This is a genomic window from Cupriavidus sp. 22TCCZM01-5 (genome assembly GCF_057798915.1).
In genome coordinates this window covers 295,083-306,820 of sequence record NZ_JBYOJR010000002.1, presented here as the reverse complement: position 1 = coordinate 306,820, position 11,738 = coordinate 295,083, and the positions used below count along the sequence as shown (strand labels likewise).

Genomic DNA, 11,738 nt, shown 5'->3' with positions numbered 1-11,738 from the left:
CGCCGGAATCGGCAGCTTACACCGATGTGCCGGCGGGATCCTGCCGGAAGAACGTGGCCAGGCATTGGTAGATCACGGGCCAGTGACGTTTCAGGCCTGCCGGTTCGACGAAAAATGCTTCGGCCGTCACTGCAAAAAACTCGCTAGGTGCTTCGCAGCCATACGGGTCGATCAGGCGGAGCGCAGGAGGCAGCCGTTCGGGATGCTCCCAGGCTTCAGCAGGGTGCCGATCCCAGGTTTCGGCGAACCGGTCATACTCAGTCAGGAAAGTCTCGGCCCAGGCTTCGGCGTCGACGCCAGGGTGCAATATCCGGGAAAACGGCGGAATGCCGTCGGGCTCGCCGTCGAGCATGTCCAGTTTGTGGGCAAATTCATGGACCACGACGTTGTACGTGTCGGCGGGCACATCGTACCCAGTATCGGCGCCGCCGCCCGGGGTGTCGACATCGGGCCAGGACAAGATGACCGGCCCATGTTCCCAGGCTTCGCCACTGGCTTCCTCGACGATGCCGTGCACCAGCCCGATTTCGTCCTGCACCGTACGCCGGATGATGAATTCGCCAGGGTACAACACGATGCCGTGCCAGCCACGATACCACTCGATGCCCAGACGCAGGATGGGCACGCAAGCCTGTACCGCGACGCTGACCACCATGTCGTCGGTCAGCGGCAGTTCGTGCGCGGTGGAGTATTCCTTCTCTGCGATGAAGAGCGTGGCCAGTTCGCGCAGCGCTCGCAGGTCGTCCTCGGCGTAGCGCTGCACGAACGGCAGTGCCGACACGGTGCGCTCCCACAGCGCATCGGGGATGGCGTAGTGCTCGAGCTTGCGGGCTTTCGAGCGGGTGCGCAGGAATTGGGTCAGTTTGCCAAGCATGGTGCGGTGAGGGCTGGAAGCCGGGGCCGGCCCTGGCAATGCGACAAAAAAAGCGACAAAACAAAAAGGCGTGCCGCGGCACGCCTTTTGTTCGCTGGGCGAAGATGCCGGAGGCTTAGCCGCCTCTGCGCATCATATCGAAAAACTCTGCGTTGTTCTTCGTTGCCTTCATCTTGTCCAGGATGAATTCCATGGCCTGGACTTCGTCCATGTCGGAGATGAACTTGCGCAGGATCCAGATCTTCTGGAGGATGTCCGGCTTGATCAGCAGCTCCTCGCGGCGCGTGCTGGACTTGTTCAAGTTGATCGACGGATAGACGCGCTTTTCGGCAAGGCGGCGCTCCAGGTGCACTTCCATATTGCCGGTGCCCTTGAACTCTTCGTAGATCACGTCGTCCATGCGGCTGCCGGTCTCGATCAGCGCGGTGGCGATGATGGTCAGCGAACCGCCTTCTTCCAGGTTGCGCGCGGCGCCGAAGAAGCGCTTCGGGCGCTGCAGCGCGTTGGCGTCGACACCGCCGGTCAGCACCTTGCCCGATGCGGGCACCACGGTGTTGTAGGCACGTGCCAGGCGGGTGATCGAGTCCAGCAGGATGACCACGTCGCGCTTCAGTTCGACCAGGCGCTTGGCCTTTTCGATCACCATTTCGGCGACCTGCACGTGGCGGATGGCGGGTTCGTCGAAGGTCGAGGCCACGACTTCGCCGCGCACCGAGCGCTGCATTTCGGTCACTTCTTCCGGGCGCTCGTCGATCAGCAGCACGAACAGGTCCGCTTCCGGATGATTGTTGGCGATCGCGTGTGCGATGTGCTGCAGCATCACGGTCTTGCCGGACTTGGGCGAGGCCACCAGCAGCGCGCGCTGGCCGCGGCCGATCGGCGCGATCATGTCGATGATGCGGCCGGTGATGTTCTCTTCGGCCCTGATGTCGCGTTCGAGCTGGAGCGGCCGGTTCGGGTGCAGCGGCGTCAGGTTCTCGAACATGATGCGGTTCTTCACCGCTTCGGGCGGCTGCCCGTTGACCTTGTCGACCTTGACCAGTGCAAAGTAACGCTCGCCGTCCTTGGGCGTGCGCACTTCGCCTTCGATCGAATCACCGGTATGCAGGTTGAAGCGGCGGATCTGCGACGGGCTGATGTAGATGTCATCCGTGCTGGCCAGGTACGAGGTTTCCGGCGAGCGCAGGAAACCGAAACCGTCTGGCAGAACTTCCAGCGTGCCGTCTCCGTAGATGGTTTCGCCCATCTTGGCGCGCTTCTTCAGGATCGCAAACATCAGTTCCTGTTTGCGCATCCGCTGTGCGTTGTCGATCTCGAGCGTTGCCGCCATTTCGAGAAGCGCAGACACGTGAAGCGATTTGAGTTCTGTCAGGTGCATAGACAAGGGGTACAGAAGGCCCGGACGGGCGAGACCTAGAGGGAAGGGGGAAAGAAATGAGCGAACGCTCGGGGAAGTTGTTGGTGGCATCTTAGCACAATCCGACCGGGGCGCCAGAGGGTGGCGCACGCACATCGGATCGTGGGAAACCCGGAGCCCATGCCAGGGCTCCGGCAGGCAAGCGCTTACAGGTTGCCGTCGAGGAACGCCGTGAGCTGCGACTTGGACAGTGCGCCGACCTTCTGGGCCGCGACTGCACCATTCTTGAACAGGATCAGTGTCGGGATGCCGCGGATGCCGAACTTGGCGGGCACTTGCTGGTTCTCATCGACGTTGATCTTGGCGATCTGCAGCTTGTCGCCGTAATCCTTGGCCACTTCGTCCAGGATCGGGGCGATCATCTTGCAGGGGCCGCACCATTCCGCCCAGAAGTCGAGCAGGACCGGCTTGTCGGACTGGAGGACGTCGGCGTCGAACGAGGCGTCGCTCACATACTTGATTTGTTCACTCATGGCGGAAAACCTCTGGTTTCGCTCAGTTTATGTCAATGGCTGGGAATGGCCGAACTGCTACCTTACATGAGAATCTCCGGATTCGCCTGACGGCGCCTGGCGGAGATTCGCCGCGGCGGCCGCTGTCGCGCCCCGGTTTGGTCGATATGTTACCAGTTTGCGGATTTTCAAGACGGCTCCCAAAAGGCCCCGTTAGCGGCCCGGATAATCTCCGGCGGTGCTTATATTCTGCCTTGGATTTCCGGTTCGCATGAATGGTTGTTTCAATGGGGCCAAGAGATTCCGGCAATCGATCATGTGGGACAAGCGGCACTTTCGAGTGCGCTGGCGCTCTGCCCGGATTTGACCGACGTGTGCCTGATGCGCCCGCCGGACGCGTAGAATAGAAGGGCAGCAATTCCTGCGCGCCATGCGCCATTGACAAGGCCATCGACATGACTCCCGATTCCCGCAAGCCCACGCAGCCCGACGCCGAGCCGGCGTCTCCGGATGTGGAACACCTGAGCGACGCGCTGGATCACATCAGCAGCGCGGTCGAGACGGACAGCATCGCCAGCGGCGCGGCCAAGGGGCTGGTGTACAGCATCATCGAGACACTGGGCACGCTGGTCGGCGACCCGGACCTGCCTGAACACGCGCGCTCGGGCTACGAAGGCCTGCTCGAAACCGCGCGCGAGATCCGGGCGCGGCTGGAGCGTCGTTCGGACTGATCCGGCGCGGGGCCACCCGCTCGGACTTCAAATCGCGCCCCGAACCGTGCGTTGTGCGGGAAGCGGGGCTTCGTTGTTTTCGCCATTGCCGTTGCTTGCGTCCCTTGTTTCCACCCGTTCCCTTCTGCAGTCCGCTTAAGCCGCGGCGCCTGCGCCCATGACGCCGCTGCGCTTTCGTCCCGGCCCGGACTTCCTTGACCAGGCCGCTGCGGCCGCCTGGCATTTCCTGGACCACTGCGGCGTGCCGCAAGCCGCCGCACATGTCGTCGTTCCGACCGCGGCGCAGATTCCCGGCGTGCGCATGGCACTCGATGCCGTGGCGCGCGCGGCCGGGCGGCCGCGGCTGCTGCCCCGCGTCCTGACGCTCGGCCACTGGCTGCTCGACCTGCCGCCCGATGGCACGCCGGTGCGAAGCCATCCCGCGCGCCTGCTGGCCGTGCAGCAGGCGGTGCGCGCGCAGGACTGGCTGAGGCGATCGTTCGGCGCGCAAACGGAATCCGCGGCGTGGGGCCTGGCGCAGACCCTGCTGTCGATCTGCGACGAGCTCAATACGCGCTGGCTCGAGGACGCCGCCGTGAGCGACGGCGAAGCCTTGGACGGCATGGACCGGGCGTCGCTGCTGCAGGGCGCGCTGGAACGCACCTATGCGCACCTGTCCGAGCGGCTGCTCGGCGAAGAGGCGCGCATCGTGCTGGCGTTCTGGCAGGCGCTGTCAGGTCCGGACGATCCCCTGCCTTCGCGCCGGCGCGCATTGCGCCAACTCGCGCAGCAACTCTCGGGGCCGGTGGTCTGGGTCGGTCCGACACCGCCCACGCAGATCGAGACTGCCTTTTTGCGCGATGCCGCCGAGCTCGTGCCCGTGCTGGAGATCGGCTACGACTGGTCGGGTGACGGCGACGCCGAATCTGCCGGCTGGTATGACACGCTGGTCGCCCTGTGGCCCGAAGCGCGTATCGCGCATGACGATGATGCGCCGCCATTCGCGCAGGCCCTGCCAGGGCTGCCGCAAGCGCGGCCATCGATCCGCGTCATCGGCGCCGCCCGTTTCGAGGATGAAGCGGCCGCCGCGGCCGATCAGCTTGTGCAATGGCTCAACGCGGGGCGCCGCAATATTGCACTGGTCGCGCACGATCGCGTCGTGGCAAGGCGAGTGCGGGCGCTGCTCGCCCGTGCCGGCGCGCCGGTGCGCGATGAGACCGGCTGGAAGCTGTCCACCACGCGCGCGGCCGCCGCGCTGATGCGCTGGTTCGACTTGCTGGTGCGCGATGGCGACACCGCTGCGCTGCTCGACTTGCTGAAGAGCCCGTTCTGCCTGCCCGAATTCCCGGACCGCGGCGTCGCCATCGCACTGATCGAGCGCCGCGTCCGCCGCGACAATATCAGCGGCGGATGGGACCGGCTACGCCACCTGTCCGGTGCACTGCCTGCGGCGCCGGCAGAAGCTGAAGACGCGGAAATCGAGCGCGCGGAAGCGGTGCGCCGCAGCGCGGGTCAACTACTTGTCATGCTCGCCGATGAGGCCCGCCTCTGGCCGCGCGGCGTTGTGCAGCACCCGTTGTCGGTCTGGCTGGGCTGCCTGGACGGTACCCTCGACGCGCTTGGCATGCGCGCCGCGCTCGCCGCGGATGAGGCCGGCCGTCAGTTGCTTGACGCGCTGGCGCGGCTGCAGGACCTGCCATCGGACGAGACCAGTTCGCACGCCACGCTGTCGCAAGCGGAATTCCGCTCGATGCTGTCCGCGTTGCTGGAGTCGGTGGCGTACAAGGAGCCTTCGGCCAGCAGCGCGGCCCGGATCACCATCCTGCCGCTGAACGGTGCTCGCATGCGTCGGTTCGACGGCGTCGTGGTGGTGGGATGCGACGACGCGCAACTGCCGTCAAGCGCTGCGGAGCTGATGTTCTTCTCCAACCAGATGCGCCGCGAACTGGAACTGGAAGACCGCGAAGCACGCTTTGCGCAGCAGGCCCGCGACCTGGCGGAAGTGCTGCTCAACAACGACGAGGTGGTGCTGACCTGGCAGCGCCTGGGCGGACGCGGCGAGCCCAGGCATGTGTCCGGCTGGATCGAGCGCCTGTCCGCGTGCTGCGCGCGCGCCGGTGTGACGCTTGAAGCGAGCATGGCGCCGCTCGTCCACCAGACGTTCGCCGACACGCGCGGCATGCCGGCGCCGTCGGCGCCGGAGCTGGTGCCGGCCCGTTGGAGCGCGCAGGCCTACAACATGCTGCGACGCTGTCCCTACCAGTTCTTTGCCGGCCGCATGCTGGGGCTGGCGGGGCTCGATACCGTGAGCGAAGACCTGGAGAAGCGCGACATCGGCGAGTTGCTGCACCGCGTGCTGTTGCGCTACCACCGCGAAGTGCAGGCGCGGCGCGAGCGCGGCGACGTGGTGCCGGAGGCGGCGCGGCTCGACCGGCTGCGCGAAATCTCGGACGACGTCTTTGGCGCGCTGATGGCCGAGGACGGCAACGCGATCGGCTACTACCGGCGCTGGTGCGAAGTGCTGCCGACCTATGTGTCGTGGCAGATCGGGCGCGAAGCGCAAGGATGGTTCTGGCGCGGCGGCGAGATCGACGCCGGCGTGGACTTGCCCATGCCCGATGGCAAGCCGATCCGGCTGAACGGCCGCATCGACCGGCTCGACCAGGGACCGGATGGCGCGCATGCCGTGCTCGACTACAAGACGCAGAGTGCGACGCGCCTCAAGCGCAAGACCAGCGAGGTCGAGGAGGATTGCCAACTGCCGTTCTACGGCCTGCTGCGTGCCGATGCGGTCGGCGGAAGCTGGGTGGCGCTGGAGGGCGCGCGCGAAGGCGCTGCGGCGCCGCAGCGCGAAGTCGACCTGCCGGACTTCGACGCCGCCGTGGCCTGGCTGGAGCGGCAGATGCGCGACGACGTCATGCGCCTGCGCCAGGGTGCGCGGCTGCCGGCGTTCGGCGACGCCTCGGCCTGTACGTATTGCAGTGCCCGCGGCCTGTGCCGCAAGGGTTTCTGGGAATCCACTGCCGTGCCGGTGCTGACATCATGACAGTTCACGCCTACCTGCGCGACGGCCAGCCCGTGAGCGAGGCCGATTTCACGCGCGCCGCGTGCGATCCCGCCAGTTCGGTGGTGGTCGAAGCCTGTGCCGGCAGCGGCAAGACCTGGCTGCTGGTGGCGCGGCTGGTGCGCCTGCTGCTGGCTGGCGCCGCCCCGCACGAGATCCTGGCCATCACCTTCACGCGCAAGGCCGCCGAGGAAATGCGCGAGCGCCTGCTGGAAGTGCTCGCGCAGATGGCGCGCGACAGCGATGACGCGGTGGTCGAGGCGCTGGTCATGCGCGGCATGACGCCGCAGGCTGCGCGCGACGCGCTGCCGCGCGCTCGTCGCCTGCACGCGCAGGTGCTGGCCGCACCCGGACGCATGGCCATCGACACGTTCCACGGCTGGTTCGGCACGCTGCTGCGCGGCGCACCGCTCGCGTCCGGGGTCGTGCCGGGCGCGTCCTTGCGCGAGGACGCGCTGCGCATGAAGCGCGAAGCGTGGGCGCCGGTCTGGCGCTCGCTGGCGGCGCCGCGATATGCCGAGTTGCGGCAGGCGTACGAAACGCTCGTCGATGCGGTCGGCGAGTTCCAGGCGCGTGGCCTGCTCGACGCCATGTTCCATGCGCGCAGCGAGTGGTGGGCCATGCGCGAAGGCGGCGACCCGGCCCAGGCGCTGGCCGATTGCCTTGGCGAAGATGCGCAGGGCGACGTGCTGGTGCCGGTGCTGAGCGACGAAGCATGGCTCGAAATGTGCCAGTCGCTGGCGTCGCGGCTCGGTGGCGGCGGCAAGACCGAACAGGCGCATGCGGGCCGCATCCAGGACGCGCTCATTGCCATCGGCGCGTGGCGCGAAGCCGGGGCGGCGCCGGGCCAGCCGGCCGAGCAAGCGTTCGCGCTGCTGCGCACGGCATTCTTCACCGCGGCGGGCAGCCCGCGCTCGCTGCGCCGGACCAGCGCGCTGGTCAAGTCGGCTGGGGGGGAATCGCAGGCCGATGCGCTGGTGGCGCAGCACGGCGAACTGTGCGCGATGCTCGACGAGATCAGTGCGCGCCGCTGCGAGGCCGCGGTGCTCGCGGTCAACCTTGCGCTGTACCGCCTCGGCGATGCGCTGCTGGAACGCTACCAGAAATACAAGAGCGAGCAGCGCGCGATGGACTTCGCCGACCTGGAGTGGCAGGCCGCCTGCCTGATGGCCGAGGAGGAAACCGCCACTTATCTACAGGTGCGCCTTGACGCGCGCTACCGCCACCTGCTGCTGGACGAATTCCAGGACACCAACCCGCTGCAGTGGCGCATCCTGCAAGGCTGGCTGGCCGGCTATGCGGGCTTTGGCGAACGTCCGACGGTGTTCCTGGTCGGCGATCCCAAGCAGTCGATCTACCGGTTCCGCCGCGCCGACGCGCGCCTGTTCGGCGCCGCGAGCGCCATGCTGCAGGCGGAGTTCGGTGCCACGGTGCTGCGCACCAACCGCACTCGCCGCAACCGCACGGAAGTGCTGGCATGGGTCAACGCGGTGTTCGATGCCGCGCGAGGCGAAGGCCGATATCCGCTCTACGAAACACAGACCACCGCGCTGCCGGAAGGCGGCGGGCCGGTCTGGCTGCTGCCGCTGGTGGAGCCGGGGGACAGCGGATCGGCCGAAGCGCCGGCCGAAGAGGCGGACACGCCCGCGGACGCGGCAACGGAAACTGGCCATCGCGACACGCTGTTGCAGCCGCGGCGTCAGGAGGGCGACTCGCTGCGCCTGGAAGAGGGGCGGCGCGTCGCGGCATGGCTGCGCCATATCCACGACACTGTCCCGGTTCATGAGGGCGGCGAACAACGGCCAGCGCGCTGGAGCGACATGCACCTGCTGGTGCGGCGCAAGACCCATCTGGCCGACTACGAGCGCGCCTTGCGCGAGGCCGGCATCCCGTGCCTGAGCCCGCGCCGTGGCGGCCTGCTGGCCACGCTCGAGGCGCTGGACCTGTCGGCCCTGCTGGCGTTCCTGATGACGCCGGAATCCGACCTGGAACTGGCCCACGTGCTCAAGAGCCCGCTGGTGGGGGCCACGGATGACGACCTCATGGCGCTGTCGCAACTGGAGGGCGAGGGCGGCTGGTGGGCGCGCATCGAGGCAGGCGGCGTGCCGCAAGTCTGTTCCGATGCCGTCCGCGATGGCGTGGCGCGGCTGCGGCACTGGCTGCGGCTGGCACCGCACCAGCCCGTGCATGACCTGATCGACCAGATCTTCCACGGCGGCGAAGTGCGGCGGCGCTATGCCGAGGCCGCACCGCCGGATATCCGCGAACAGGTGCTGGCCAATCTCGACGCGTTCCTGAAGCTGTCGCTGGACCTCGACGGCGGCCGCTATCCCAGCCTGCCGAAGTTCATCGACGAGCTGCAGGAAATCCGGCGTGGCGACGAACAGGAAAGCCCTGACGAGGGCGGCATGGCGGAGGACACCGAACCCGCTGACGAGGACCCCGCGCAGGCCGGGCTGGACGCCGTGCATATCCTGACCGTCCACGCGGCCAAGGGGCTGGAGGCGCCGTTCGTCGTGCTGCTGGATGCGAACCACAGCGACCCGGCGCCGGACCGTGGCGGGATCCTGATCGACTGGTCGCCGGAGTCGCGCGTGCCGCGGCATTTTTCCGCGTACGGCAAGCGCAGCGAACGCGGGCTGGCCCGCGCGCCGCTGTTCGACGCTGAGGCAGCGCTGGGCGAGCGCGAGAACTGGAATCTGCTGTACGTGGCGATGACGCGAGCGCAACAGGGCTTGCTGGTCAGCGGCGTCAGGGGCCGCGCGAGCCGCAACGCCGATGCCGAAGCGGGCAGCGAAATCGCGGGTAGCTGGTATGTGCGCCTGCAGGCGGCCGGCGTGGGCGAGGCCGTGGCCGAGCGTCCGCCCACGCTGGCAGACCACCTGCCCGCGGCATCGCGCCTGAGCGAGCCTGTGCGCTTCACGGATTTCCGGCTGCGCTTTCGCGGCGCGGCGGAGGTGGTGGCGTTTGCCGACGATCCCGACGACGTCGGCGAGCCGCTGCTTGAGGCGTCGGGCGATGAATCCGAAGGCATCGTCTTCAATGCCGCCGCGGCGCGCCACGGCGAGCTGATCCATGCGTTGCTGGAGCGCATCACGCGCTATCCCGATGCATTCGATTCCGTGCCGGACGTGCCGACCGTGCTGCGTTGGTTTCCGCTGGCCGGGGCCGGCTCGCCAGGCGCGCGGCAGGCCTGGCAGGCCCAGGTGGACGAGGCCGTCGGCGCAGTGCAGACGATGCTTTCGGCGCCGGCGCTGTCGCCGCTCCTGCAGGCTTTTGACGCGGCGTCCGCGCGCAATGAGGTCGAACTCTACGATGCGCGCGGCAGACTGCTGCGCATCGACCGGCTGGTCGAATTCGACGACAGGGTGGTCATCATCGACTACAAGCTGCGTTTGCTTCCCCAGGAACATGCTGGCTATCGTGCCCAGCTCATGCGCTATGTGGCTGCCGTGGCGCCGATGTTCCCCGGCAAGCGAGTGGAGGCCGGCGTGGCTACGTCGGACGGCAAGTGGATTCCGGTCGAGGCGCTGTCCGCGCCGGCCGTGGAGCCGGTGCAGGGCTCATTGTTCTGAAACCTGAGCGGCCGCGTCCTGCTGTCTCGCCCGAATCGGCGCAGAATGCAGGAGGCGGCATCCGGAGTCTTGCTGTACTAAAGTGACGGAATGCGCGGCGTGGCCCGGCGCAACGAGGTGCCGGAAAAGCCTGGGGATGCGTAGGGGATTTCTGCAGGACAGCCCGTAAGTTCCAAACGGATAGCGGAACGGATAACGGAAGACGGGCGCAAGACGTGCGGAATAGTGGGAGGGAATGAGGTGGACGAGCCTGGCCATTGGCCGTCACTCGGCACTTTTCCTTTAAAATCAATCACATAAGTGATGAGCCTCGCAGCGGCGTGACGCACTCAGGTGACACACCTGTGGGCAGTGTAGCAGACGACAAAACGAGGTAACCTAAAACCTCTTCCTCTATGGGCCAAATCGAATTTTCTGCGACCGGCCCTCGCCACCTGTCTTAGAAGTACTTAGCGACAGGTTGGTGCAAACACAAACACTCCTCCCCGGATTGCGCACTTCTATGCGCGTGCTAGAGTGTCCCCGTCCATTTATGACGGGAAGCCAACATGGCGGATGAGGCGAAAGAAGACAGCGTTGCGACATCTGCACCAAAATCTCAGTGGGAATTGATCCGCTCGATAGTGGTTCAATACGATAAACAGGTCTATGGGTTCTTGCTTGGCGCTGCTTATGTTGTTGGTTTTATTACACTGAATACGCACCTCGGGAAAATCGGAATCTATGATTTCGAGTTTGCGTCGACCCGTATAGTGCTTGCATTTGCCACCTGCCTTTTCTATCTGATTTGTTTTTATTTGTTTGCCGGCAGGGCGGCTTTGTTTGGGAAAAAGTGGATGGCGGTGCAGATAGAGCGGTTGATGTCTGTTAGGGCCAATCCGAAATGGGCTCTCCTTCCATTTTTTGGCTCTTACGTAAAGTCGCTATTCTTTTGCTGCTTTTCGGCTGCCATTTTTTCTAGTCTTGTAATTGATAATGCAAGTGCGCTGCTTTTTTATGGCGCCGCTTCCCTCGCGTTCCTCATTTTTTATCCGTTGGATGTTTTGAATTGGGATTTGCGCTACCCGAGAATATTAATTTCGGCTGAAGTGGTTTTTGATGTTGTTGCGATTCTCGCATTCTTTGTGCAGCCCGATAATGAAATCGCGCTTCGAGTATTTTGGGTGTATCTGGCGATTTTTTGTTTCGTGAATATGGTTTTGGACCAATTTGAGCGGCGCGTAAAGACCCGAGACATGATCTCTTTCGTTATGTTGTATGGTTCTATTTTTTGCATAACAATCGCGGCTGGGTTTGGGTCGATGTTCTATGGATTGATTCCATCTCGATACGGCGGTGGTAAAGCAACGCCCGTCGAGCTTGTATTGTCCGATAGCTTCTTGAAATCACTTCCGGCAGACCAAGCGGCACAGTTGAAGCCTCCTATAAAGGCGAGCTTGGTGTTTCAAGCAAGTGACTCCTATTACGTGGAGGCTAACAAGAAGATATTTAAAGTGCGTGCATCAGATGTGCCAGTCATTTACTTCTTGCCATCGTCTGAGTCGAATTTTTTCGAGCGAATGGTTAAACAGTTTCGGGGAGATCCGAAGACGCCATAAATGAAGAATCGCTTTGGGGGTAAAGTCAAGAGCGATTCGCGTCAAGTG

Annotated in this window: 7 protein-coding genes; 4 read left to right on the top strand and 3 right to left on the bottom strand. The window is 65.0% G+C overall.

Features of this window, described 5'->3' with window-relative positions; genetic code table 11:
- Window positions 1-16 precede the first annotated feature (16 nt).
- From AC3FNH_RS03480 to trxA, 3 genes are all read right to left on the bottom strand, one after another.
- Entirely contained in the window at window positions 17-874 is an 858-nt protein-coding gene (locus AC3FNH_RS03480; RefSeq protein ID WP_488719077.1) for a M90 family metallopeptidase, read from the bottom strand.
- A gap of 115 nt (window positions 875-989) precedes the next feature.
- Window positions 990-2,252, bottom strand: coding sequence for a transcription termination factor Rho (gene rho / locus AC3FNH_RS03475; protein WP_276100071.1), 1,263 nt, complete (start codon window positions 2,250-2,252; stop codon window positions 990-992).
- A gap of 185 nt (window positions 2,253-2,437) precedes the next feature.
- Window positions 2,438-2,764: a thioredoxin TrxA gene (gene trxA, locus AC3FNH_RS03470; protein WP_010814265.1), complete on the bottom strand. Its 327-nt coding sequence runs from the start codon at window positions 2,762-2,764 to the stop codon at window positions 2,438-2,440.
- A gap of 434 nt (window positions 2,765-3,198) precedes the next feature.
- On the opposite strand from trxA, the gene AC3FNH_RS03465 reads away from it, so the two are divergent.
- The 4 genes from AC3FNH_RS03465 to AC3FNH_RS03450 all read left to right on the top strand — a co-directional run bounded on the left by AC3FNH_RS03465 (window position 3,199) and on the right by AC3FNH_RS03450 (window position 11,690).
- On the top strand, window positions 3,199-3,474 hold the full coding sequence (locus AC3FNH_RS03465; protein WP_276100072.1) for a hypothetical protein: 276 nt from the start codon (window positions 3,199-3,201) through the stop codon (window positions 3,472-3,474).
- Between the two features lie 157 nt (window positions 3,475-3,631).
- A complete protein-coding gene (locus AC3FNH_RS03460) occupies window positions 3,632-6,499 on the top strand; it encodes a PD-(D/E)XK nuclease family protein (RefSeq protein WP_488719076.1) in 2,868 nt (955 codons plus the stop codon).
- Window positions 6,496-10,092, top strand: a complete 3,597-nt coding sequence (locus AC3FNH_RS03455) for a UvrD-helicase domain-containing protein (RefSeq protein ID WP_488719075.1) — start codon at window positions 6,496-6,498, stop codon at window positions 10,090-10,092. Before AC3FNH_RS03460 ends, AC3FNH_RS03455 begins: the two co-directional genes overlap by 4 nt.
- A 548-nt stretch (window positions 10,093-10,640) precedes the next feature.
- Entirely contained in the window at window positions 10,641-11,690 is a 1,050-nt protein-coding gene (locus AC3FNH_RS03450; RefSeq protein ID WP_488719074.1) for a hypothetical protein, read from the top strand.
- Window positions 11,691-11,738: the final 48 nt, after the last annotated feature.

What these genes read in the sequence shown, in the direction of transcription:
- AC3FNH_RS03480 (WP_488719077.1), bottom strand. Translation starts at nt 874, where the DNA reads ATGCTTGGCAAACTGACCCAATTCCTGCGCACCCGCTCGAAAGCCCGC.
- rho (WP_276100071.1), bottom strand. Translation starts at nt 2,252, where the DNA reads ATGCACCTGACAGAACTCAAATCGCTTCACGTGTCTGCGCTTCTCGAA.
- trxA (WP_010814265.1), bottom strand. Translation starts at nt 2,764, where the DNA reads ATGAGTGAACAAATCAAGTATGTGAGCGACGCCTCGTTCGACGCCGAC.
- AC3FNH_RS03465 (WP_276100072.1), top strand. Translation starts at nt 3,199, where the DNA reads ATGACTCCCGATTCCCGCAAGCCCACGCAGCCCGACGCCGAGCCGGCG.
- AC3FNH_RS03460 (WP_488719076.1), top strand. Translation starts at nt 3,632, where the DNA reads ATGACGCCGCTGCGCTTTCGTCCCGGCCCGGACTTCCTTGACCAGGCC.
- AC3FNH_RS03455 (WP_488719075.1), top strand. Translation starts at nt 6,496, where the DNA reads ATGACAGTTCACGCCTACCTGCGCGACGGCCAGCCCGTGAGCGAGGCC.
- AC3FNH_RS03450 (WP_488719074.1), top strand. Translation starts at nt 10,641, where the DNA reads ATGGCGGATGAGGCGAAAGAAGACAGCGTTGCGACATCTGCACCAAAA.